Raw genomic sequence first — 24,159 nt, 5'->3', positions numbered from 1 at the left:
TTACGGATTCATTAAGGGTAAAAGAACTACTCACCGCTCCCCAGCCTTCAATTGCAGGCGCATCCCCAGTACATTTGTGGCTATGTCCGTCGTTGCTCCCACCCGCCCCCTGCCCTATGGCCGCCAGAACATCACTGCGGCCGACATCGCCGCCGTCACGGCTGCCCTACAGGCCGACTACCTGACGCAGGGCCCCACCGTAGCCGAGTTTGAAAAGCAGTTTGCCGCCTACATCGGCGCCAAATACGCCGTGGCCGTGAGCAACGGCACGGCCGCGCTGCATCTCTGCGCCCTGGCCCTGAACGTGCAGCCCGGTCAGCGCGTCATCACCACGCCCCTCACCTTCTCGGCCTCGGCCAACTGCGTGCGCTACTGCGGCGGCGAAGTGCAGTTTGCCGACATTGACCCGGCCACGGGCCTGATTGATTTGGTGAAGGTTCGGGCCTTGCTGGAAGCGCACCCGAGAGGCTATTTCGCCGGCCTCATTCCCGTCGATTTCGCCGGGCTGGCCGTTGATTTGGAGAAAGCCCGCCAGCTGGCCGATGAGTTTGGTCTCTGGATTATTGAGGATTCCTGCCATTCGCCCGGCGGCTTCTTCATCGACTCGCAGGGCCGGGAGCAGCGCTGCGGCAATGGCAATTTCGCCGACCTCGCCATCTTCAGCTTCCACCCCGTGAAGCACATTGCCACCGGCGAGGGAGGCATGATTACCACCAACTCAGAGGCCCTGTTCCACCACCTGCTGCACCTGCGCACCCACGGCATCACCCGCGACCCGGCCGACCTTATCCGCGAGCCCGACGGCGGCTGGTACATGGAAATGCAGGAGCTGGGCTACAACTACCGCCTGCCCGATTTCAACTGTGCCCTCGGCCTCAGCCAGCTCGCCCGCGCCGATGAGGGCCTCGCCCGCCGCCGCCAGCTGGCCGCGCAGTACGATGCCGCCTTCGCCCACATGCCCGGCCTCACGGTGCTGGCCCCCGGCCAGCCCGGCCACGCCTACCACCTCTACGTCATTCAAGTAGCTAATCGGCTGGAGCTATACGACTTCCTGAAAACCAAGCAGATATTTACTCAGGTGCACTACATCCCGGTGCACCGCATGCCGTATTATGAAGGCTTGGGTTGGCGCGAAGGCGACTTCCCGCTGGCGGAAAACTACTACGCGCACTGCCTCAGCATCCCCATGTTCCCGACCTTGACCGACGAGGAACAGGCCTATGTGGTGGCGTGTATCACTGCGTTTTTAGTTAAGAGTTAGGAGTTAAGAAGCCAACTAGTCCAATCAGACCACGGCTTCACCAACCATACTCTTTACCGATAACTCTTAACCTCTAAATTTTAACTCTTAACTTCCCTTGCAGCACACCCAACAAGAAGATTTCTGGTCCGGCGATTTTGGCCGCGAATACACCGACCGCAACTCCCGCCCGCTCGATGAGTGGAACGCGTTTTACCGCGACCTCTACGGCCACACCAAGCTGGAAATGAACGCCGAATTTCTCGGCGAACTGCCCCGCGAAGCGCGTATTCTGGAAGTAGGCTGCAACACTGGCATGCAGCTAGTGGGCCTGCAGGCGGCCGGCTTCACCAACCTCTATGGCGTGGAGCTGCAAAGCTACGCCGTGGAAAAAGCCCGCGATTTCGTGCGCGGTGTGAACATCCTGCAAGGCAGCGGCTTCGACTTGCCCTTCAAGGACAACTACTTCGACGTGACCTGCACCAACGGCGTGCTCATCCACATTGCCCCCGACGACCTGCCGCGCATAATGAGCGAGATAGTGCGCACCTCGCGCCGCTACATCATGGGCTACGAGTATTACGCCCCCGAAACCACGCCCATCAAGTACCGGGGCAACGAGGGCTTCCTCTGGAAAACCGACTTCGCGCAGGTCTTTCTGGATAATTTCCCGAACCTGCGCCTCGTGAAGCAGCACCTCTACCCGTACGTCAACGATGCCGAGCGCGGAAACCAGGACGTGATTTATTTACTCGAAAAAGTCTCCTAATGCAGCACGCCGGCATCATTTCGCAGGTGCGGATGGGCAGCACCCGGCTGCCGAGCAAGGTGCTGCTGCCCGCCGCCGGCCGCCCGCTGCTGGACTACCACGTAGCCCGCGCCCGGCAAAGCGGCCTGCCCATCTACCTGGCCACTACCACCGAACCAGCCGATGACGTGCTGGCCGCCTATGCCGAAACCAACGGCATTCCCTACCATCGCGGCAGCGAGGCCGACGTGCTGGCGCGCTACTACGAAACGGCCCAAAAGTTCGGCCTCGACGTCATCGTGCGTGTCACTTCCGACTGCCCACTGGTGGACGGCCCGCTGATTGGTGCCGCCGTGGCGCGCTACCTGGCAGAGGGCAACCCGCTGGTGTACCGCTCCAATTCCATCGTCCGCACCTTCCCGCGCGGGCTGGATTTCGAAATTTTTTCAATGGAAATGCTGGCCGAAGCCTATGCCCACGCCACGCTGCCCTACGAGCGGGAGCACGTCACGCCCTACCTCAAGGCTAACCCGGCCACGGCCGGCCGCGTCATCTACCGCGATGAAGTGTGGCCCGGCGGCGACTTCAGCCGCTTCCGAATCACGCTGGATACGGCCGAGGACTACGCCGTGCTGAAGGCCCTGATTGAGCAGCACCACGCCCAGAATTTGGACGTGGCCGACTTGCTGGCCCTGCTCGAAGCCCACCCCGAAATCATGGCCCTGAACGCGCATATCGAGCAAAAAACCATATGACCCTGCCCGATACCCTGCGCCTGAACGAGTTCGGCTTCTACGAAATAAAGGACAAGCCGACGACGGCCGAGCTGAGCGACTACTACGCCAAGCGCTACTACCAGGAAAACCTGACCACCTACCAGTCCGAGTACCCGGCCGAGGAGCGGGAGCACATCGAGGGCAAGTTACGGCTGCGGCACTGGGTGCTGGAGCAGTTGCGGAAGGCCAGCGGCACCGGTTCCTTCCTCGACATCGGCAGCGGCGAGGGTTGGGCCCTCGACTACTTCCACCGCCAGGGCTGGGACGTGCTGGGGCTGGACTTCAGCAGCTTCAGCCTCGAAAAGTTTCACCCGGGGCTGCGAGAGCACCTGCGCACCGGCGACCTGTACGAAGGCGTGCAGCAGCTGGTGGCCGACGGCCGGCAGTTCGACGTGCTCTGGCTGGACAACGTGCTCGAACACGTCCTCGAACCCGCCAATTTGCTGCGCCTTTGCCGCCGCCTCATCAAGCCCGGTGGCGTGCTCGTGGTGGACGTGCCCAACGATTTTTCGGCCCTGCAACAACACCTGCTGGCCAGCGGCCAAATCGACCGGCCCTTCTGGGTGGTGCTGCCCGACCACCTCTCCTATTTCAACCAGTCCGGCCTGCGAAACCTGGCCGATACCACCGGCTGGCACGTTGCAAAAGTCATTGGCGACCAACCCATTGACCTCAACCTGCTGAACCCCGCCACCAATTACGTGATGGACCGCACCACCGGCAAAGGCGCCCACCAAACCCGACTGGCGCAGGACAATTTCCTGTTGCGCACGGCTCCCCTTTCTGCCGTGGCCGCTTATTACGAAGCCCTGGCCGGCGTTGGGCTGGGCCGCAGTATTGTTGCATTTTTGCAGCCGGCTATGGGATAACCAGAACGTCATGCTGAGCTTGCCGAAGCATCTCTACCGAGAGCGTAAATCCTTACGACTGGATTACCATTGCGGTCGAGATGCTTCGGCTGCGCTCAGCATGACGTTCTGGTTATTCCGTAGCTCGCTGCTCTAAAACGATTCCCCTCCCCTATGTCTTCCCCCATTTCCGTGCTCAGCGGGGCCTCCGCGTCCGAGCAGCTGCGCCGCGAAGGCTTCGCCCAAACCCTGCGCGAGTCGCCGATTCCGAACACCGAGCTGCTCAACAACCTGGGCCTGTATTTGAACCGGCAGACGTTTTCGCGCCTGCTGTTCTTCACCGAGCTCTACCAGCAAATCATCCCGGTGCACGGCGTGGCCATGGAATTCGGCGTGCGCTGGGGACAGAATCTGGCGCTGATGCACGCCCTGCGCGGCATCTACGAGCCCTTCAACTACAACCGCAAAATCATCGGCTTCGACACTTTCGGCGGCTTCCCGTCGGTAGATGCGAAGGATGGCGACCGGGTGAAGGCCGGCGACTATGGCGTAACGCCCGAGTACCAGGCCTACCTCACCGAAATTCTGGCGCTGCACGAAGCCGACAGCCCCATCCCGCACAAGCGCAAGTTTGAGCTGGTGGCCGGCGACGCCTCCGAAACCGTGCCCCGCTACCTGCGCGACCACCCCGAAACCGTCATCGCCTTCGCCTACTTCGACTTCGACATTTACGCCCCCACCAAGGCCTGCCTCGAAGCCATCCGGCCCCGCCTCACCAAAGGTGCCATCGTGGCTTTTGACGAGCTGAACTGCCCCGAGTTTCCCGGCGAGACGCTGGCGTTTGACGAGGTGTTTGGCGTGGCCAACTACGCTTTGCGCCGCAGCCCGCTCAACCCGCTGATTTCTTATCTGGTGGTGTAATTGAACGTCATGCCGAGCGTAGCCGAGGCATCTCGCGTGCAGTAGTAATTAATAAATGTCGCAACGAAGCGGGCGAGATGCCTCGGCTACGCTCGGCATGACGTTCTAAAAACGCTCCCAACCGTGACCACCTACCGCCCCCTCCGCCAATCCGAATTCCGCCACGACGCCTACCGCCTCGTCCCCATTCGCTACGAGGACCGGGAACCTATCCGCGCCTGGCGCAACGCCCAGCTCGACGTATTGCGGCAGGCCGCGCCACTCACGGCATACCAGCAGGAGGCTTATTTCCAGCGTGTTGTGCTGCCGTTATTCGAGCAGGAAAAGCCGGGGCAGCTGCTGTTCTCACTCCTGCACAATGAGGAGCTGATTGCCTACGGCGGCCTTGTGCACATTTCCTGGGCCGATTTGCGGGCCGAAGTTTCTTTCCTGGTTGAGCCCACGCGGGCGGCCGAGCCGGCCACCTACCGCCAGGATTTCCGGGCGCACCTACGGCTGCTGGGCCAGGTAGCATTTGAAGACTTGAAATTCAACCGCTTGTTCACCGAAACCTACGACATTCGCCCGGCCCACGTCGCCATTCTGGAAGAGGCAGGGTTTTGGCTGGAAGGGCGGCTGCGGCAGCATATCCAGCTCCAGCCCGGTACTTTTACCGACTCACTGATGCACGGCCAGCTGGCCGCCGACTATGCCACAGCCTTTGGAACTGCCCTTTAAACGAATATTCATCAGCGGCGCAGCCGGCGTAATCGGCCAGGAGATGGTGCGCCGCCTGGCGGCGCTCGATTCTGATATTCAGTTGCTAGCTGGCGATTTGAAGCCGCGTCCGGCCGATTTTCCGGCCCGGTTCCAGTACCGTCAGGGCGATTTGAACGCCCTCACCGAGCAGGAAATCGGGATTTTTGCGCCCGATTTGTTCATTCACCTCGCCGCTACGTTCGAGCGCTCGACCGAAACCTACGGCTTCTGGGAAGAGAATTTCCGGCACAACGTGCAGCTCAGCCACCACCTCATGACGGTGCAGAAGGACCTGCCTTCGCTGCGCCGCGTGGTGTTCGCCTCCAGCTACCTCATTTACGACCCCGCGCTCTACAACTTTGCCGAGGTGCCCACTCAGGCCACCAGCCTGCGCGAAACCGACCCCATCCTCCCTCGCAACCTGACGGGCATGGCCAAGCTGGCCCACGAAATCGAGCTGCGCTTTCTCGATACGTTTCGGGCGCAGCAGTTCAGCACCGTTACGCCGCGCATCTACCGGGGCTACGGGCGCAACGGGCGCGACATCACCTCGCGCTGGGTACGGATGCTGCTGGCCGGCGAGGAAATCACGGTGTATGGGGCTGAGTCATTTTTCGACTACCTCTACGCCGCCGATACGGCCGAGGGCCTGCTCCGGTTGGCCGCGGCCGAAAGCATCACCGGCATCATCAATCTGGGCACCGGCCGCGCCCGCCGCGTATCCGACGTGGTGGATGTACTCCGGCAGAACTTTCCGAAAATGCGGGCCAACTACGTGGCTTCCGATATTCCGTTTGAAGCCTCCCAGGCCGACATGACCCGTTGGAACAGCCAGATAGACTGGCTGCCACCGACCACCCTGGAGGTAGCCATTCCCGAAATCATTGCCTTCGAGCGGGCCCGGCAAGACACGTTGGCCGCCGCCGAAACGGCCGCTGCGAAAGGCCCCGACCACCTACTCATCACCAGCATATCGGCCAAAGTCCCGCTCACGGAAGCCGTGAAGAATGCGGCTAAGCGCTTCAATCCCAGCATTAAGGTTATCGGCGGCGACCTCAACCCGCAGGCTCTGGCATTCCACTACACCGATGGGCAGTGGGTAATGCCGCTTGCCAGCGACGATAATCTGCCGGCCATTATTCGGCAGTGTCAAGAGATGGGCATCGCGTACATCATCCCCACGCGCGATGGGGAGCTGGCTTTCTGGGCCCGGCACCGCGCCACGCTCGCCGCCGCTGGCATCGCGGTGCTGGTGAGCGAGCCCGCCGCCGTGCAGCGCTGCCTCGACAAGATAGAGTTTGCCACCTTCGGCCGCCTGAGCGGCCTGCCGGTAATACCCACCAGCCTGCGCCTCGACGCCCTGGCCACCGACCGCGAGCCGCTGGCCGCCAACACAGCGTTTGTGGTGAAAGAGCGCTACGGGGCCGGCTCGCTCAGCCTGGGCCTCAACCTGCCCGAAGCCGCCGCCCTCACCCACTCCTATGAGCTCCAGGAACCTGTTTTTCAGCCATTTATTCAAGGCCAGGAAATAAGCGTAGATGGTTACGTGGACCGCACCGGCCACGTACACGGCCTCATCGCCCGCACGCGCGACCTGGTGGTGCGCGGCGAGTCGCAGATAACGACCACCATTGAAGTGCCTGAGCTGCTGGCCCGCCTCACGCCCACCATCGAAAAGCTCGGCCTCTACGGCCCCTTCGTGCTGCAAGCCATGCTCACCGACGATGACGGCCTGCACATCATCGAATGCAACTGCCGCTTTGGCGGAGCCTCCACGCTGGGCATCGCGGCGGGCGTCGATTCGTTTTTCTGGTTTTTGCAGGAAGCGACGGGGGCTGATTTGAGTCAGTTTCCGTTCCGGCCAGCGGCCCGGCCGTTACGCCAGATACGGGCCGCGGCCGATGTGGTGATGCCGGTGTAGGGTGCGGGGCCTGCCTCCGCCCGCCGTTGAACGAATTTTGCTGGCCATCACGCCCTTCTATCTCACTATTTGCCTTTATGCCGACCGTTCAACGGCGGGCGGGGGCAGGCCCTGCCCCCACTATGTCCGTCCTCGTTTTCGACCTTGATGACACGCTCTACCCCGAGCTCAGCTACGTGCACAGCGGTTTTCGGGCCGTGGCGGCAATGCTGGGTCCATTGCTGGGCGTGCCAGCCGAAACGCTGGCGGCCGGCATGATTGCTGAGGAAGCCGTGCAGGGCCGAGGGCAGGTTTTTGATAACGTCCTCAAACTACATGGCCGCTGGAGCAGGGCGCTGGTAGCTGCCTGCCTGCGCACCTACCGCCAGCACAAGCCCGAGCTAACCTTATTTCCCGATGCCGAGCACTGCCTCACACGCTTCGCCGACTGGCCGCTCTACATCGTAACCGATGGCCACAAGGAAGTGCAGGCCCGCAAAGTGGCCGCCCTGGGCCTCACGGGCCGGGTGCGCCACGCCTACCTCACCAACCGCTACGGCCGCCACCGCGCCAAGCCCAACCCGCACGTTTTCCAGCTGATTTGCCAGCGCGAGGGCGTGACGCCAGCGGATGTAACCTACGTGGGCGACAATGTGAAGAAGGACTTCGTGGGCATTAAGCCGCTGGGGTTTAAAACGGTGCGAATTCTGCGGGGAAACTATGCGCATTACGAGGCCGATGCGGCGCACGAAGCGGACCGCAGCATTCATACGCTGGATGAGCTGTAGCGCGGACTTTCAGTCCGCGAGCACCCCGGTTTTGAACTACGCAATCCACGTACTCGCGGACTGAAAGTCCGCACTACTTCGCGGTACCTTTGTGCTTCCGATTCGCCCCAATAAAATCATGACCGAAATCACCATCGGTGGCCGCCCGGTTGGCCCCGCGCACAAGCCGTTTATCATCGCCGAAATGTCGGGCAACCACAACCAGAGCCTCGACCGGGCCCTGGCCCTGGTGGATGCCGCCGCCGCCGCCGGCGTGGATGCCCTTAAGCTGCAGACCTATACCGCCGACACCATTACGATGGACACCGGTTTTGCCATTGATGAGGAAGGTCAGTCGCTGTGGGAGGGCAAGAATCTGTATAAGCTCTACGAGGAGGCGCATACGCCCTGGGAGTGGCACGCCGAGCTGTTCGCCCGCGCCCGGCAGCACGGCATGCTGGCCTTCAGCTCGCCGTTTGACGAGACCGCAGTGGATTTTCTCGAGTCTCTGGACGTGCCGGCCTACAAAATTGCTTCCTTCGAAAACGCCCACTGGCCGCTGCTGCGCAAGGTAGCCGCCACTGGCAAACCTGTGATTGTGAGCACCGGCGCGGCCACCCTGGCCGAGATTGACGATGCCGTACGAGTGCTGCGCGAAGCCGGCTGCCGCGAACTGGTGCTGCTGAAATGCACCAGCACCTACCCCGCCTCGCCGGCCAACACCAACCTGCGCACCATCCCGGTGCTGGCCGAAACCTTCGGCTGCCCCATCGGCCTGAGCGACCACACCATGGGCGTGGGCGCCAGCGTGGCCGCCGTGGCCCTGGGCGCCTGCGTCATCGAAAAGCACTTCACCCTGAGCCGCGCCGAGGGCGGCGTAGACTCCGCCTTCTCGCTGGAGCCGCACGAGCTGAAGATGCTGGTGGAGGAAACCGAGCGCGCCCACCAGGCCCTGGGCACGGTGCAGCTCTGCATTCAAACCGGCGAGGAAAAAAGCCGGCTTTACAAGCGCAGCATCTACGTTTCGAAGCCCATTGCGGCCGGCGAAGAATTCACCACGGATAACCTAAAAATCATCCGCCCCGGCGATGGCCTGTGGCCGCGCCACTGGGACGTAGTGCTGGGCCGCAAAGCCGTGAAAGACCTAAAGCCCGGCACCCCACTTAGTTGGGAGGCCTTGTAGCACATGCTTTAGCTTGTGCATTGTTGCACGGCCAAGTTATTTCCTAATTAAAGTCCAAACCATGCACAAGCTAAAGCATGTGCTACAACCGCTAATCCCGCGCCTGCGCGACATCCTGCAGTTGCGCTTCACCGCCATATTCGCGGCCCTGCCGCCAGCGGTGCTGGCTGATATTTCCCCGGCCAACCCAATAAAGCGGCTGGCGCGGGTACTGGGCTACGCGGGCCTGCGGCTGGCAGGCAACATTTTCCAGCCCATCAAAAACCGTGACGACCTGCACGGCAAGGTCTGGCTTTACGTGGTGAGCGCCAACAACTACGACGCACTGGAATTCATCCAGAAAGCCCGGCCCGACGCGGTGCTGGTGGCAGGGCAGGCCAAGAATATCGGGCGCTACAACGCGGCGGTGAACCGGCTGTCGCTGCGGCGCAAGCTGCTTTACTACTGGCAGTTTCCGTTGGCATTTTTTGGCCTTTTGAAAACGGACGGCGGCCGGGCCTGGCGATTTTTCGACTTCATTTTCTACGCCATCGGCTACTACGAGGTGTACCGGCGAGCGCTGCGCCAGCACCGGCCCCGCGCCGTGGTTTTCTCCAACGACCACAACGACGACACCCGCTCCCTGCTCCTGGCCTGCCGGGCCGAGGGCGTGCCCACCGCTTATGTGCAGCACGCCAGCGTGAGCGCCAACTTCCCGCCCCTAGGCTTCGACCTCAGCCTGCTCGAAGGCCAGGATGCGCTGGACAAGTACCGCCTTTGCGGCCCCGTGCGGGGCGAGGTGGCCCTGGTGGGCATGCCCAAAGCCGACGCCTACCTCAACCAGAAAAACGCCGCGCCGCAGGTGAAGCGGGTGGGCATTGCCTGCAACATCCACGACCCCATGCCAGCCCTGGTCGATACGCTGGTGTACCTGTTGCGCGAGCTGCCGCTCACCTTCACCCTGCGCCCTCACCCCAGCGACAGCCGCGATTTTGAGCCGCTGCGCAAGCTGCTGCCCGCCCTGCAATGGTCGAGCGCCCAAGAGGAAAACGTATTTGATTTCCTGCTGCGCCAGGATGCCTTGGTGGCCGCCGACACCTCCACCCACCTCGAAGCCACGCTGCTGAATGTGGCCAGCATCTACTTCCGTTTCGGCACCTTTGCCCTCACCAACGACTACTACGGCTACGCCGCGCGGGGCCTAGTGGAGCGCGCCGATACAACCGCCGAGCTGGCCGCCGCCCTGCGCCGCTACGCCCAGCACAAGCCCGCCGACCTCTACCTACGGGCTACTTATTACAACGCGACGCTCGGCACCGCCGATGAAGGCCGCAGCCAGATTCGCACGGCGGCATTACTAAATAAGTGGCTGAACAAATCCGCCGCAACCAGCTGATATTCGATTACTTTTGAATCAATGCCAGCTATTACAACCGCACCTGCCTTGCCCCCGCTCAACGCCGCCCCAGTCACGGCCGGGATGCGGCTGGCCTATGTGTTGCAGCATTTCCGGCTGGCATATCCTGATGCGCCGAACGTGGATATCGGCTACGCGGCCAGCCACCCGGCCATCACCATTATAGCTGGTACGGGCAATTTTTTCCAGCAAAATACGCCCTACCCTGCTGCGCCCAACTACCGTGACTGGGCCGGGCAGCGCATCCCTTTTTTCTTCGATAGTCAGCCCGAAGTCCCGTTGCTGAGCCTGAGCCCGGGCCGGGCCGAGATTGGAGCCGATATCATTTCAGCCGCCTTCTATCTGCTCAGCGGGTGGCAGGAATATTTCTCCGATGCCCGCGACCGGCACGGGCGTTTTCCCTACGCGGCCAGCGTGCAAAAGCAGTACGGTTTCGTGGATTTGCCGGTGGCAAACTACTACTTCGACGTACTGAAAACGGCCGTGGAGCATGTCACTAGCCAGCCGCTGCGGCCCCGCCGCTGGGCCGGTGGCGCGCCGTTCGCCGCCTTCATCACCCACGACATCGACAATCTGCGCAGCAGTTGGAAAGCGCCGGCTAAAGCGGCACTACAACACGGCCAACTTCTGAATTTTGGGCAACTGGCGTGGCAGCACTTCACCCAACCCGATGCCTGGGACAACCTGGAAGCCGTGGCCGCCGCCACGGCAGCGCACGGGGCGAAGTCCAGCTTTTTCATTTTGCCCGAGTCCCGGCCAGGGGCCAATGGCACCCCCAATGCAGACTACGCGGTTTCCCCGGCGCTGCTCCAGCGCCTGGAGGCACTAAAGGCGCAAGGCTGCGAAATCAGTCTGCACGGCAGTATCGGAACGGCTACTGATGCGCCGCACCTGGTGCGGGAGGTGGAGCGCCTGCAGCATGGCGCCGCGGGGCTACGCTTTCACTACCTGCGATGGGAGCCGCGCCAGACCCCGGCCCTTGTAGACGCGGCCAACTGGTTTCCATACGACTCCACCCTGGGTTTTGCCGAACACTTTGGCTTTCGCAATTCCTACTGTCACCCATTTTACCCGTTCAATTTTGCGACGGGCTCTGAACACGGCTTTCTGGAAATTCCGCTCAACGTGATGGATGCCACACTGCACCATCCCAATTACTTACAGCTGCGGGCGGAGGAAATACTGCCCGCACTCCGCCCCATGCTGGCCGAAATTGAGCGGTTTGGCGGCGTGGCCACCTTGCTCTGGCACAACGACCATTTCGACCCGGCCAACCAAGTAACCGGCCCGCACCAATTTGACGAAATCATGGGCTATTTACAGCAGCGCGGCACAGCTTTTCTCACCGGAAGCGAGATTGTGGCCGAACTTTGAGCCCGCCAGCCCCCGCCGAAGCCGGAATTACTCATTTACTCATTTACTCATTTACCGTTTGGGCATCGTTCAGCGCCAGGGCATTCGCAACACCCTGATTTCCTACGTGGGCCTCGCCATTGGCTTTGCCAACACCATTCTGGTGCTGCCGCGCCTGCTTTCGCCGTCCCAGATTGGCCTCACAGCCAGCGTATTGCTACCACTGGCTACCATCGGGGCGCAGGTAGCTTCCTTCGGATTTGCCAATATGGGCATTCGGTATTTCCCGTTTTTCCGGAACCAGGGGCGCAACCACGCGGGCTTCTTTCCGCTGCTGCTGGGGCCACCGCTACTCGGCTTTGTGGTGGTGGCACTGGCCATGCTGGTGGGCAAGCCATTGCTGCTGCAGTGGTACGCCAAGGGCGATGCGGCATTGCTTTCGCCGCACTACCTGGCGGCCATTGCGCTGGCAGGCTGCATCATGCTGGGCTCCTTGCAGGACGCTTACCTGCGCTCGCTCTATCACACGTCTTTTTCCTCGTTTTGCCAGGAAATCCTATTACGGCTGATGCTGGTGGGAGCCGCCATTGCTTACAGCCAAGGTGTTATCAGCTTTCACGGCTTCGTGCTGGCCTACGTGGGGGCGTATGCGGTGGTGGCGGTACTGCTGGCCGTGTATTTGGCGGCCATTGGCGAGCTACACCTGCGGCCCACGCGTGAGGCGCTGCGCATCAAGCCCTTGCGCGAGATGCTGGGCTTCGGGGCATTTGTGCTGCTGAGCAACATCTCGGGCACGGTGCTGCTCAACATCGACAGCCTGATGGTGGGCACCAAAGTCAGTCTGGCAGCCGCCGGTATCTATCTCATTGCCACCAATGTAAGCACGGCCCTGGTCCTGCCCTTTCGGGCGCTCTACAAAACGGCCTTTTCGCTCATCGCCGAATACTGGAAGGAAGGCAATATGGCCAAGATGGCCGACTTTTACCGCCGCAGCACCCGTATTAACACGCTACTGGGCTGCTATTTAGCTTTAGGCATCGGCCTGAATCTTGACTTTATCTATGGCCTCATTCACCGGCCCGAGTACGCGGTGGGCACCACAGCGGTGCTCCTGCTGTTGGGCGGCCGGCTGTTCGATGGCATCACCGGCGTCAATGGCATCATCGTGGCCACGTCGCCGCGCTACCGGTTCGATTTGGTGTTCAACGTCTCGCTGGCCGCCGCCGTGGTCGTGCTCAACTGGATACTCATCCCGCGCCTGGCGCTGGCCGGCGCGGCCCTGGCGTACTGCATCGCGCTGGTCAGCATCAACACCGTGCGGACGTGGTTTGTGTGGCGCAACTATGGCATGCAGCCCTTCGATGGCAAGATTGGGCGCATCCTGGTGGTGGCGGCCGGGGCCGGTTTTGCAGCCTGGGTGCTGCCTGATACCGGCAACGCTTTCCTCACGCTGCTGATGCGCGGCAGCGTGCTCACGGTGCTATATGGCGCGGGGGTGCTGCTGACGGGCACTGCCCCGGAGGCCGCCGGCTTGCTAGCTGGCCTTCGGGCCCGGCTGACTCGCTAACAACCAAAAAGGAAAGGGTGAGCCATACGGCCCACCCTTTCCTTTTTAGCAAAAAAACCGAAACTCCCTAGCAGCAGCTGCCGCTCACGGCCTCGCCGGAGGCCACTGCTAACGGCGACGGACCGCAGTCGAACAGGCCGAAGTGCTGGCTGGTATCGCCCATTACCTTGAAGTGGGAGCCGTAGCGGGTATCAGCCACCATGGCGGCAGTGTTGCCACACACCAGCATGGGACGGCCGGTTTCGAAGGTGTGATGGTCGTCGAGCACGAACTTGTTGGGCTGGCCGGGAATGGTGCCCAGGTAAGTAGCCACCTGGCCGTGGTCTTCGCACTTGTCTTCGATGTCGAGCTTGAAGGCCCGCACGGTGAGCGAGTAGAAGCCGATATTGCCTACTTTTTCCTCGATTTCAGCATTGTTGATGGTGAGGCGGCGGCTGCTGAGCACGCGGTAGTCGTTGATGCCCAAGCGGAGCAACAGGCGGCGGAAATCCTCGGTGTACATGGCGCCGCTCAGGCATTCGCCGTAGAGAATGGGGTCCTGGCGCAGGATTTCGGGCACGCGGCGGTCGGCAAACACGTCGGCGATGAACAGCTCACCGCCGGGCTTCAGCACCCGGAAAATTTCGCGGTAGGTGGCCTCTTTGTCGGTGCTCAGGTTGAGCACGCAGTTGCTCACCACCAAGTCCACGCTGTTGTCGGGGATGTTGGCCGATTTCAGGTCTTCGATGTAGCCGTGGCGGAACTCCACGTTAGGCTTCGAGTAGCCAAAGGTGACGGTATGGGCATCAATGTGACGGCGGGCCACATCGAGCTGCTCCTCGGTCATGTCCACGCCGATAACGTGGCCATGCTCGCCCACCAGCTTGGAAAGCAAATAAGCGTCGCGGCCCGAACCGGAGCCCAGGTCAAGTACCGTGATGCCTTCAATGGCATCGGGAATGCACACGCCGCAGCCATAATATTTCTCCAGTACCTCTGACTCCATTTGGGCCAGAATACGCCGGTGCGCAAGCGGAATATCATCGGTGCAGCAGGCATTGGTGAGCAGGTCCTGACTGGTTTGCAATTGGGTGCCGTAGTAGTCCTGCACCTGAGCGCGGGTTTCGGAAGAGGCCATAATTATGAAATTCGATGATGGAGGCAAAAAATACGTTGCGCCGGGAATAACTGGTTTGCCCAGCTAAAGTTCTTTCGCTGCAAATTACGGCCTACGCCCCCACCAACACCGGCCGCTCCTTCCGCTGGCGCTTGGGAGCCGTGCCATTCTGGTTCATCTCACAGTAGAAGAAGGCGAAGATGAGCGGGAAAATCAGCAGGGGAAGTACCGTGGCCGTCACCAGCCCACTAATCACCACAATGGCCAGCGGCTTCTGCGTTTCGGAGCCGATGCCGGTGCTGAGGGCCGCCGGAAACAGGCCAATCATGGCCATGAGGGCCGTCATCACCACGGGGCGCACGCGCGAGGCCACGCCCAGGCGCAGGATTTCGCTCAGGCTCAGCTTCTTGCGCAGGCTTTCCTTGAACACGATGATGAGCACGATGCCGTTCTGAATACATATCCCCAGCAGCGCAATGAAGCCGATGCCGGCCGAAATCGAGAAGTTGACGCCCGTGAGGTGTAGCGCCGCGATGCCGCCGATGAGGGCAAACGGCACGTTGGCCAGTACCAGCGCGGCATCCTTGCCATTTCCGAAGGTGATAAACAGCAGGATAAAGACGATGACCAGCGACACCGGCACCACTTGCCCCAGGTGTTTGGTGGCCCGCACCTGGTTCTCAAACTCGCCGGCCCACTCAATGCGGTAGCCCTTGTCGAGCTTGATGCTTTGGTCCATCTTCTTCTGAGCCTCGGCGATGGTCGAGCTCATGTCACGGTCCCGAATGGAGAACTTCACCGCGATAAAGCGCTGGCCGTTATCGTGGTACACGAAGGCCGGGCCATTGCTGGTGCCAATGTCGGCAATCTCCTTCAGCGCCACCTTGCTGCCCCGGATGGTGGGCACGCGCAACCCGCCGATTTTCTGCTCGGTGTCAAGGTTCTGCTTGGGGTAGCGCACCGTCACGTCGAACTTGCGCTCGCCCTCGTAAATCTGGGTAGCGGCCTTGCCGCCTACCGCCATTTCTACCACGGTCTGAGCATCAGTGGTTTGCACGCCTTAGGCAGCCATGCGGGTCTGGTCGAGGCGCACGCTCATTTCGGGCTGGCCCAAGTTGCGCAGAATGCCCAGGTCCTTCACGCCGCGCACGGTGCCCAGGTCCTTCATCACCTCATTGGACTTGCCGTCGAGCTCCTTGAGGTCATTGCCAAAAATCTTCACGGCCAGCGCCGCGTTGATGCCCGCCACGGCTTCCGCCACGTTGTCGATAATCGGCTGTGAGTAATTGAAAATAATGCCGGGGTACTCCTTCAGCTTTTTGTCCATCTCCTCAATCAGCTGCTCCTTAGTGATGTCGCGCTTCCACTCGTCCTTGGGTTTGAGGTTCACCTGGGCCTGCACGTAGTAAGTACCCAAAGGGTCGGTGCCGTCGTTGGAGCGGCCCATTTGCGAAAGCACCGACGTCACTTCCGGAAACGAGCGCAGGATGCGGCGGTAGTTGGCCGCCATCTTGTTGGTTTCCGTCAGGGAAGACGACATCGGCAGCTTGGTTTCTACCCACAGCGCGCCCTCGTTCAGTTTGGGCAGAAACTCCGAGCCCAGCAATTTAAACGAATACAGGCCGGCCACTACCACCACCATCGTCACGCCGAAGCTCAGCATCTTGTGGCGGTAAGTGAAGCCAGAAGCATTGGTTACAATGGTGTCGAAGAAGGTTACGATGGGGTTGTGCTTCTCCTTCACGTTCTTGTTCAGCAGCAGCGAGCACAGCACGGGCACCAGCGTCAGCGTCAGATCAGGGCAGAGCCCAGCGTGTAGGCCAGCAGGCTGAACATCTTGCCCTCCACTTTCTCGAAGGCAAAAATGGGCAGCAGGCAGGTCAGAATAATCAGCTTCGAGAAGAACACGGCCTTGCCCAGCTCGCCACCAGTCTTCTTAATCATGCCCATCTTGGCCAGCTTGTTGAACTTCTCCATGCCCACCTGCTGGGCCTTGTGGTCGAGCACCACGAAAATGCCCTCCACCATCACCATCACCACCGCCCCGTCGATGATGATGCCGAAATCAATCGCGCCCATGCTCAACAAGTTGGCGCTCATGCCTTCCAGCCGCAAACACACGAAGGTAAACAGCAGCGCCAGCGGCACCACAATGCCCACCGTGAGCGTGGTGCGCCAGTCGGCCATGAAGATGAGCGTGACGAGTACAATGCCCTCCATCAGGTTGTGAATCACGGTGTGCGTGCAGTGGTCCATCAGCACGTCTAGGTCGTATAACACTTTGATATACAAGTTGTTGAGTAGCACCTTTTCGTTGAGCTCAGCACCTCGGCGGGGGTTTCGCCCTTGCGCATTACCACGATGCCTTCCACGACGTCGCTCTGGTCGTCCAGCCCGGCCTGGCCCACGCGGGGGGCGTTGCTTTCCTTCACCTGGGCCACGTTGCGCACCAGCACCGGCACGTTATTAATGTCCTGATGATGTTGCCGATGTCCTCGGGCTTGGTGAGCAGGCCGATACCGCGCACCACGTAGCTCTGCGAGTTCTTCTCAATCACGTCGCCGCCCAACGTTCATGTTCGACTTCTGCACGGCTTCGAACACCTCCAGCGGCGTCATGTCGTACTTGGCCAGCATGGCGGGGTTCACGCTGATTTCGTACACCTTACGCGTGCCGCCGAAAGCCGCGATATCGGCCACGCCGGGCACCGATTTTAGCTGCCGCTCCACCGTCCAGTCCTGAATGGCGAGTAACTCGTTAGTGCTGCGGCCGGTGCGGCTCTGCACCGTGTAGCGGAAAATCTCGCCCGTCGGGCCGTCGGGCGGCTGCACATGTAAGTCGCAGCCGGCGGGTAGATTCACCCCACTCAGCAGGTTGTTCACCTGCTGAGTGGGGTGAAGAAGTCCTCCACGTTGCCCTCGAAGTTTATCTTGAGCACCGACAGGCCAAACATGCTGATGGAGCGCATGTTGCTCTTCATCTGCACCGAGTTCATGGCCACCTCGATGGGCGTACTCACGAAGCGCTCCACCTCCTCGGCCGAGCGGCCGGGCCAGAGACTCACGATAATCATTTGGATATTCGTCACGTCCGGAAACGCCTCGATGGGCGTGTGGACGTAGCTGTAGGTGCCGCCGGCTACGAGCAGCGCCGTCATGAAAAAGATGAAGAAGCGGTTCTTCAGCGAGAAGGCGACGATGCCGGAAATAAACTTGTTCATAGCAGTGCGGGGTGGGAAGCGGCGGCGTAGTGGACTGCGGTAGCATTCGGTTTGAATTTAAACCGAATGAGAAATGAAATTTTAGTGAAAAGTTGATGAGTAAATAATGAGGGTTGAATGAAGTCATGAAGCGGAAATGAAGATGGAAAGCATAAAAAAAATCCCGCTGCCTTATCAGGCAGCGGGATTTTTTTTATGCAGCTGTTTAGAAAGTCCCCGAACGGTCATGCTGCGCTGCGCGCTGCATGACCGTTTGAGTACCTTTTGTGACTTTCTAAATAACTCCTATGTAGTGTAAACTCTGTAAGGCTACGTCGAGTTGGAGCGCGTTTTATTTGGCATCAATGTACTGCCAACGGCTCAACAGAACCTTTCTCGCCGTGCAGCGGCACATACTTGGTGTGCTCGCTCCGATAAAACCGCTCAAATACCAGCGGGAACACGAAGAGCGTGAGGATAGTCCCCGTAATGAGGCCGCCAATTACCACAATAGCCAGTGGCTTGGACGTCTCCGAGCCGATGCCCGTTGAGATGGCGGCCGGCATCAGGCCGATGGTGGCCATAAGGGCCGTCATCACCACGGGGCGCACCCGCGAAATCACGCCTTCGTTGATGCTGTGGTCAAGCGTGTACTTCTTCACCAAGTTCTGCTTGAAAACGGATATCAGAATCACCCCGTTCTGAATACAAATACCGAACAGGGCGATGAAGCCGATGCCGGCCGAAATCGAGAAGTTGGTGTGCGTGAGCAACAGCGCCGCAATGCCGCCGATGATGGCAAACGGCACGTTGAGCAGCACCAGCCCGGCATCTTTCAGGTTGCCGAAGAGAATGAACAGGATGAAGAAGATGAGGCCCAGGGAAATGGGCACCACCTGCGAGAGCCGCTGCTGGGCGCGGCGCTGGTTCTCGAAATCGCCGGTCCATTTCTGCTCATAGCCTTTGGGCAGCACGACGTGGCGGTTCACCTTTTCCTGGGCTTCCTTAATGGTCGAGCCCATGTCGCGGCCCCGGATGGAGAACTTCACGGCAGCGAAGCGGCGGTTGTCGTCGCGGTAAATCAGGCTGGGGCCGGTGACAGAGCCAATGGTAGCAATTTCGGTGAGCGGGATGGTTTTGCCCGACTGCGTGGGCACCATCAGGGCCGAAATTTCGGTAGGCGTCTGGCGGAACTGGGGCTCGTAGCGCACCCGGATGGGGAATTTGCGCTCGCCTTCGTACAGCTGAGTGGCTTCCTTGCCGCCCACTGCCATTTCCAGCACCGAAGCTGCGTCGGTCTTGCTCACGCCGTAGCTGGCCATGCGGCGCTCGTCGAGGTCGACGTGAAACTCGGGCTGGCCGATGTTGCGCAGCACCCCCAGGTCGTCAATACCTTTCACGGTTTTCAGTATTTCGTACACCTCGCGGGCCTTGGATTCGAGCGTGGCTAAATCGGAGCCGTAAATCTTCACCGCAATCGAGCCTTTCACGCCCGAGGCGGCTTCCTCCACGTTGTCGGTGATGGGCTGCGAGAAGTTGAAATCGACGCCCGCAAACTTGTCGAGCTTGGCCTTCATCCGCGCCACCAAGTCCTCGCGGTATACCTTGGATTTCATCTTCTTCTCGACCTCCGGCGTGTGCTTCAGCTGCACCAGAAATTCGTTGTTGTAGAAGCCCGTGGGGTCGGTACCGTCGTTGGGGCGGCCGGTCTGGCTCACCACATCACTCACCTCGGAGAAACTCAGAAAATCGCGCCGCATCTTGTTACACAGCTCATTGCTCGACTCCAGGCTGATGCTCAACGGCAGTTGAGCCCGCACGTAAATCGAGCCTTCGTTCAGCTCCGGCAGAAATTCTGAGCCGAGGAAGGAGAACGAATACAGACCCACGGCCGTCACCACGAAGGCAATAATGAGCGTGGCGGTTTTACGGGCGTAGGTGAAGCGGAAGAAGCGGTTGGCCCCGTTGTTTACGCCGCGCACGAAGAAGTTGTCCTTCTCCTTCACGTTCTTTTTCAGCAGGATACTCACCAGCACCGGCACCAGCGTGAGGGTGAAAATCAGCGCGCCCAGCAGGGCGAAGCCCAGCGTCCAAGCCAGCGGTGAGAACACCTTACCCTCCACTTTCTCGAAAGAGAAAATCGGCAGCAGCGCCGTGATAATAATGGCCTTGGCGAAGAAAATCGACTTGCCCATCTCGCGGCCCGACTTCTTAATCAGCCCCAGCTTGGAGAGCTTATTGAAGCGCTCCATGCCCAGCTCGTGCGCCTTGTGGTCGAGGGCCACAAACAAGCCCTCCACCATCACCACCGCGCCGTCGATGATGATGCCGAAGTCGATGGCCCCCATACTCAGCAAGTTGGCGCTCATGCCGCGCAGCCGCAGACAGATGAAGGCAAACAGCAGCGCCAACGGAATAATCACCGACACAATCACCGTGGTGCGCCAGTCGGCCATGAACAGGAACACGATAAGCGTCACCAGCACAATGCCTTCCAACAGGTTGTGAATCACCGTTTCCGTGGAGAAGTCAATCAGCTGCTGCCGGTCGTAGAAGGTTTTCATCTTCACATCGGGCGGCAGGATTTTCGAGTTCAGCTCATCCACCTTAGCGTGCAGACGGGCAATGACTTCCGAGGGGTTTTCGCCCTTGCGCATCACCACGATTCCTTCCAGCTTGTCGTCCTCGAAGCCCCGGCCTACCTGACCCAGGCGCGGCAGGGCGCTTTCGCTCACGCGGGCCACATCGCGCACCAGAATGGGCACGCCGTTCACGTTCTTAATTACCGTGTTGGTGATATCCGAGATGTTGTTCAGCAGGCCAATACCGCGCACCACGTAGTTCTGCTGGCCCTGGTTTATCACGTCGCCGCCCACGTTGATGTTGGAGCGCTGCACGGCGTTGTACAGGTCGAGCGGCGTGAGGCCGAAATCCTGCAATTTACCGGGGTTCACCGAAATTTCGTAGGCCTTCACCTCGCCGCCGAAGCTGTTCACGTCGGCCACGCCGGGCACGGCTTTCAGGTTGCGCTCAATCACCCAGTCCTGCAGAGTTTTGAGCTCGCGCACGGTTTTATTCTTACTCTCCAGCGTGTAGCGGTAGATTTCGCCGGTGGGGCCGTAGGGCGGCTGCACGTCGGGCGTGATGCCGTCGGGCAGGTCCACCTCGCGCAGCAGGTTGTTCACCTGCGGGCGGGCAAAGGCGTCGTCCACGCCATCGTCAAAAATCACCTTCACCACCGACAGGCCAAAGAGCGTGGTGCTGCGTACCGAGGCCTTTTTCTGCACCGGGTTCAGGGCGATTTCGATGGGCACGGTTACGAACTTTTCCATCTCCTCGGCCGAGCGGCCGGGCCACTGCGTGATGATGGTGATTTCGGTGTTGGTCACGTCCGGAAACGCCTCAATGGGCGTGTTCCGATAGCTCACTACGCCCATCACCACCACCACCAGCGTCATGAGGAAGATGAAGCCCTTGTTTTTAAGCGAAAAGGCGATAATGCCTTGGATGAACTTATTCATGGTGTCATTTAACAATTAACATTTATCATTTAACAACTCATAATCAACCTCTACCACTAACTTTTCTCATCTACTGGAAGCACAAGACGCAGCCAGCCCAGCCTCATAAAGGCTGATTGAAAAATGTTAAATGATAAATGTTAATTGTTAAATGACCTAGTCATTCAGCTCGTCGTACACCAACAGCTGGTCCTTCGCAATCACCACATCGCCCGCTTTGAGGCCGCTGGTGATGTAGCTGTAGTCGCCCACCGTTTTGCTGATGGTCACGGGACGGGTTTCCACGTGGGTGCGGTCCTTGAACACCATCACGAAGTTGCGGTCCTTATCGAAAACGACAGACTTAGCGGGCACGGCCAGGGCCTTCGCCCCTTCCGTATTTACCACCCGCACCTGGGCATACATTTCGGGCTTGAGCAGGTAGCCGGGGTTGTCGAGGCGCACGCGCACCTTCATCACCTTGCTGTCGGGGTCGAGCACGTTGAATACCTTGTCAATCTTGCCCCGGAAATGCTTATCCGGGTAGCTCAGCGTGGTCACGTCAGCCGAGTAGCCTTCCTTCACCTTCGAGATGTCCGACTCAAACACGTTGGCCATAATCCAGACATCATCCAGGTCGCTCACCGTGAATAGGTTGCCCACGTTATCGTTGTTAAATTGCTCGTGGTCGGTGGCATTCTTCTCGGTAATGAAGCCCGATATCGGGGCCCGCAGCTCGTACATGCCGTTCTTGCCGATGCCATACACGCTGAGCTGCTTCACGTTTTTACCCACTGTGCCCCGAGCTTTGGTTACCTCAGCCCGGGCCAGCACCACATCGCGCTCCGAGTTCAGACCGGCTTTAAACATGTCATCGGCCACAGCCAGGTTTTTGCGGGCGATGTCGAGGTCGGAGCTGGCAGCGGTGGTCTGGTTTTGCACATCGGCAATCTCGCCCGACTTGATGACGGCCAGCACCTGGCCTTTGGTCACCTTATCGCCGAGCTGCACTTTCAGCTGCTCTACCACGCCGCCCACCAGGGGGTAAACTTTCACGGTTTTGTCGCCATCGGTGGCGATTTCGCCGGTCAGCACCAGCTCGTCCTGCACCGGGCGCAGGCGCACCGTGTCGAGCACAATCTGCTGCATCATGGTGTCGGACAGGCGGAAGCCCTCCTTCTTCTCTTCTTTAACTTCGGGTTTGGAGCAGCCAACCAGGGTTACGGCGGTCAGCAATGCCAGAAAGGAGCGGTTCATTATAGTTAGCTATTAGCCGTCAGCTTTTAGCTGTTAGCTTTTGATGAATGACAGGGTTTGTATTGGCGTCGGAAGCTAAAAGCTACTAGCTAACAGCTCAATTAGGCTACTCGGCGCGGAACACCGGCTTGCCCACGGCAAAATTCAACTGCTCGAAAGCCCGCACGCGATTGGCCCGCAAGGTATTCAGCTGCACCAGGTTGTTTTTATAGGACTCGAAAAAGTCCAGATATTCCACCACGCTCAGGATACGCTTGGCGTAGCTCTGCTCGATGCCCACCATCAGGCGCGCAAAGGGAGCGGTGTCACGGTCGGTGTTCTGAAACAGCTCGTCATTGCGGGCTGCCAGCTGGTAGGCCTGGTGCACCTCGCTCTGCACCACCAGCTGCTGCTGGTCTACCAGTAGCTGGCTGCCGGCAATCTGCGCTTTGGCCGCCTGAATGTTGCCTTGGTTACGGTTGAAGATGGGCACCGCGATGCCCAGCGTCAACGCACTGTAGTTGTTGATGTAGGAGCCGGCTTTGTCGTAGGTGTAGCCCACGGCCAGGTCGGGAGTGGCCAGTTTCTGTTGCAGCTTCAGGTTCAGATTTTGCTGTTGCAGGCTGGCGCGGCGGGCGTTCAAATCGGTGCGGCGCACCAGGGCGGTATCAATCAACTCCTGCTCCGGGTGGCTGGCCAGGTTCAGCTCGCGGGTCCGGCGCAGGTCTACCAGGGGTACAAACTGGCTGCCGGTCGCGTCGCGCAGCAATACGTGCAAATCGGTTTGGTCCGAAGCCACGTCATTCAGCAGGCTCTGGCGTTCACTTTGCAGCGTAAACAGGAAGGCCCGCAGACGAATCACCTCTTTCAGCGCAATGTTGCCCTTCTCAAACTGCGTCTGGTATAGGGATACGGTACGCGTGAGCGAGGTTATTTCCGTGGCGTAGGTCCTCAGGGTCTGCTGCTTAAAGTATACGTCGTAGAACGTGCTGCGCAGCTGGTAGCGCAGGTTACGCAGCAAATCCTGCAGGTTGTACTGCTCCACTACTGCGTTTTGCTGAGCTACCTGGCCGGCGGCTTTGCGCCGCCCGGCCAGCGAAAACAGCTGCTGCACCGTCACAATGGCCTCGCTGCCTACCGTGCCTTCGGGCACCGTGGGGCGGCCAATCTTGCGGCGCAGCACGTCCTGCTCCACGTATAGCGACGGGTTATCAATCAGGCGGGCCTGCACGGCCTGGGCCTGGGCCACCGTCACATTGTATTGCTGGGCCAGTACGGCCAGGTTATTCTGAGAAAATTGCTGTTCGGCCTGCGGCAGTGCCAGGCGAATGGTATCGGTTGGTGAAGCGTAAATAGCCGTAGCACTTTGGGCGGCGGCGGGCTGAGGGCCCAGGCACCACGCCCCAAAAAGAACCAAGAAAGGGAAACGGGACATAATTGGCGTTGATTTCCTGACAAAGGTGCCGATGCATATATGAGGATAAAATGAATGTTTCATTTACCCCCTGAACGACCTCAAAACCTCGGTGAACGCCCATTTTTAAGGGGGTCAATTCTCTGCGTACGATAGCGCAGCTACGATTAGCGGCGGCCCGGCCCCTCGCCGGCCACCTGCGCCGCCAGCCAATAGCCCTTCACCAGCGGTAGGGAAGTCGCTGACAGCACCGGGGCCAGCAGCTTCGGGCCGCGGG

At 60.0% G+C, this 24,159-nt stretch carries 16 protein-coding genes and 1 pseudogene; 12 read left to right on the top strand and 5 right to left on the bottom strand.

Annotation, left to right across the window (positions count from 1 at the left end; translation table 11 throughout):
* Nucleotides 1–82 precede the first annotated feature (82 nt).
* The 12 genes from pseC (at nucleotide 83) to KQ661_RS11645 (ending at nucleotide 13,437) form a co-directional block, all read left to right on the top strand.
* Entirely contained in the window at nucleotides 83–1,261 is a 1,179-nt protein-coding gene (gene pseC / locus KQ661_RS11700; RefSeq protein WP_216727120.1) for a UDP-4-amino-4,6-dideoxy-N-acetyl-beta-L-altrosamine transaminase, read from the top strand.
* A 97-nt stretch (nucleotides 1,262–1,358) separates the two neighbouring features.
* Nucleotides 1,359–2,009 carry a pseudaminic acid biosynthesis-associated methylase gene (locus KQ661_RS11695; RefSeq protein WP_216688524.1) on the top strand — a complete coding sequence of 217 codons (651 nt, stop codon included), beginning with the start codon at nucleotides 1,359–1,361 and terminating at the stop codon, nucleotides 2,007–2,009.
* Entirely contained in the window at nucleotides 2,009–2,743 is a 735-nt protein-coding gene (locus tag KQ661_RS11690) for a cytidylyltransferase domain-containing protein (RefSeq protein ID WP_216727119.1), read from the top strand. The genes KQ661_RS11695 and KQ661_RS11690 overlap by 1 nt, the downstream gene beginning before the upstream one ends.
* Nucleotides 2,740–3,633 carry a class I SAM-dependent methyltransferase gene (locus tag KQ661_RS11685; protein WP_216727118.1) on the top strand — a complete coding sequence of 298 codons (894 nt, stop codon included), beginning with the start codon at nucleotides 2,740–2,742 and terminating at the stop codon, nucleotides 3,631–3,633. Before KQ661_RS11690 ends, KQ661_RS11685 begins: the two co-directional genes overlap by 4 nt.
* A gap of 153 nt (nucleotides 3,634–3,786) precedes the next feature.
* Nucleotides 3,787–4,533: a class I SAM-dependent methyltransferase gene (locus KQ661_RS11680; protein ID WP_216688521.1), complete on the top strand. Its 747-nt coding sequence runs from the start codon at nucleotides 3,787–3,789 to the stop codon at nucleotides 4,531–4,533.
* Nucleotides 4,534–4,656: 123 nt separating this feature from the next.
* A complete protein-coding gene (locus KQ661_RS11675) occupies nucleotides 4,657–5,250 on the top strand; it encodes a GNAT family N-acetyltransferase (protein ID WP_216688520.1) in 594 nt (197 codons plus the stop codon).
* Nucleotides 5,234–7,192 carry an NAD-dependent epimerase/dehydratase family protein gene (locus KQ661_RS11670; protein WP_216727117.1) on the top strand — a complete coding sequence of 653 codons (1,959 nt, stop codon included), beginning with the start codon at nucleotides 5,234–5,236 and terminating at the stop codon, nucleotides 7,190–7,192. The genes KQ661_RS11675 and KQ661_RS11670 overlap by 17 nt, the downstream gene beginning before the upstream one ends.
* A 122-nt stretch (nucleotides 7,193–7,314) precedes the next feature.
* Entirely contained in the window at nucleotides 7,315–7,959 is a 645-nt protein-coding gene (locus KQ661_RS11665; protein WP_216725952.1) for an HAD family hydrolase, read from the top strand.
* A 118-nt stretch (nucleotides 7,960–8,077) separates the two neighbouring features.
* A complete protein-coding gene (gene pseI / locus KQ661_RS11660; RefSeq protein WP_216726897.1) occupies nucleotides 8,078–9,121 on the top strand; it encodes a pseudaminic acid synthase in 1,044 nt (347 codons plus the stop codon).
* A gap of 79 nt (nucleotides 9,122–9,200) precedes the next feature.
* Nucleotides 9,201–10,496, top strand: a complete 1,296-nt coding sequence (locus tag KQ661_RS11655) for a glycosyltransferase family protein (RefSeq protein WP_317196099.1) — start codon at nucleotides 9,201–9,203, stop codon at nucleotides 10,494–10,496.
* A 21-nt stretch (nucleotides 10,497–10,517) separates the two neighbouring features.
* Nucleotides 10,518–11,891 carry a DUF7033 domain-containing protein gene (locus tag KQ661_RS11650; RefSeq protein ID WP_216727116.1) on the top strand — a complete coding sequence of 458 codons (1,374 nt, stop codon included), beginning with the start codon at nucleotides 10,518–10,520 and terminating at the stop codon, nucleotides 11,889–11,891.
* Nucleotides 11,892–11,949: 58 nt separating this feature from the next.
* Entirely contained in the window at nucleotides 11,950–13,437 is a 1,488-nt protein-coding gene (locus tag KQ661_RS11645) for a lipopolysaccharide biosynthesis protein (protein ID WP_216727115.1), read from the top strand.
* A gap of 67 nt (nucleotides 13,438–13,504) precedes the next feature.
* Here KQ661_RS11645 and KQ661_RS11640 read toward each other — a convergent pair whose 3' ends face one another.
* The 5 genes and pseudogenes from KQ661_RS11640 to KQ661_RS11620 form a co-directional block, all read right to left on the bottom strand.
* The gene (locus KQ661_RS11640; RefSeq protein ID WP_216688515.1) at nucleotides 13,505–14,554 is read right to left on the bottom strand and encodes a methyltransferase domain-containing protein; all 1,050 of its coding nucleotides are present in this window, start codon (nucleotides 14,552–14,554) and stop codon (nucleotides 13,505–13,507) included.
* A 91-nt stretch (nucleotides 14,555–14,645) separates the two neighbouring features.
* Nucleotides 14,646–17,753, bottom strand: a pseudogene (locus KQ661_RS11635) (efflux RND transporter permease subunit).
* A gap of 341 nt (nucleotides 17,754–18,094) precedes the next feature.
* On the bottom strand, nucleotides 18,095–21,253 hold the full coding sequence (locus tag KQ661_RS11630; protein WP_216727114.1) for an efflux RND transporter permease subunit: 3,159 nt from the start codon (nucleotides 21,251–21,253) through the stop codon (nucleotides 18,095–18,097).
* A gap of 156 nt (nucleotides 21,254–21,409) precedes the next feature.
* A complete protein-coding gene (locus KQ661_RS11625; protein WP_216688513.1) occupies nucleotides 21,410–22,489 on the bottom strand; it encodes an efflux RND transporter periplasmic adaptor subunit in 1,080 nt (359 codons plus the stop codon).
* A gap of 106 nt (nucleotides 22,490–22,595) precedes the next feature.
* Entirely contained in the window at nucleotides 22,596–23,903 is a 1,308-nt protein-coding gene (locus KQ661_RS11620) for a TolC family protein (protein ID WP_216688512.1), read from the bottom strand.
* Between the last annotated feature and the right edge of the window lie 256 nt (nucleotides 23,904–24,159).

It is taken from the genome of Hymenobacter siberiensis (assembly GCF_018967845.1).
GTDB lineage: Bacteria > Bacteroidota > Bacteroidia > Cytophagales > Hymenobacteraceae > Hymenobacter > Hymenobacter siberiensis.
Note: the sequence above shows the minus strand (reverse complement) of the source record. Positions and strands in the feature narration are given on the sequence as shown.

Excerpts from the sequence above, each read along its gene's own strand:
- KQ661_RS11650 (WP_216727116.1), top strand. The coding sequence starts at position 10,518 with ATGCCAGCTATTACAACCGCACCTGCCTTGCCCCCGCTCAACGCCGCC.
- KQ661_RS11680 (WP_216688521.1), top strand. The coding sequence starts at position 3,787 with ATGTCTTCCCCCATTTCCGTGCTCAGCGGGGCCTCCGCGTCCGAGCAG.
- KQ661_RS11630 (WP_216727114.1), bottom strand. The coding sequence starts at position 21,253 with ATGAATAAGTTCATCCAAGGCATTATCGCCTTTTCGCTTAAAAACAAG.
- KQ661_RS11690 (WP_216727119.1), top strand. The coding sequence starts at position 2,009 with ATGCAGCACGCCGGCATCATTTCGCAGGTGCGGATGGGCAGCACCCGG.
- KQ661_RS11625 (WP_216688513.1), bottom strand. The coding sequence starts at position 22,489 with ATGAACCGCTCCTTTCTGGCATTGCTGACCGCCGTAACCCTGGTTGGC.
- KQ661_RS11665 (WP_216725952.1), top strand. The coding sequence starts at position 7,315 with ATGTCCGTCCTCGTTTTCGACCTTGATGACACGCTCTACCCCGAGCTC.
- KQ661_RS11685 (WP_216727118.1), top strand. The coding sequence starts at position 2,740 with ATGACCCTGCCCGATACCCTGCGCCTGAACGAGTTCGGCTTCTACGAA.
- pseC (WP_216727120.1), top strand. The coding sequence starts at position 83 with ATGTCCGTCGTTGCTCCCACCCGCCCCCTGCCCTATGGCCGCCAGAAC.
- KQ661_RS11640 (WP_216688515.1), bottom strand. The coding sequence starts at position 14,554 with ATGGCCTCTTCCGAAACCCGCGCTCAGGTGCAGGACTACTACGGCACC.
- KQ661_RS11620 (WP_216688512.1), bottom strand. The coding sequence starts at position 23,903 with ATGTCCCGTTTCCCTTTCTTGGTTCTTTTTGGGGCGTGGTGCCTGGGC.
- pseI (WP_216726897.1), top strand. The coding sequence starts at position 8,078 with ATGACCGAAATCACCATCGGTGGCCGCCCGGTTGGCCCCGCGCACAAG.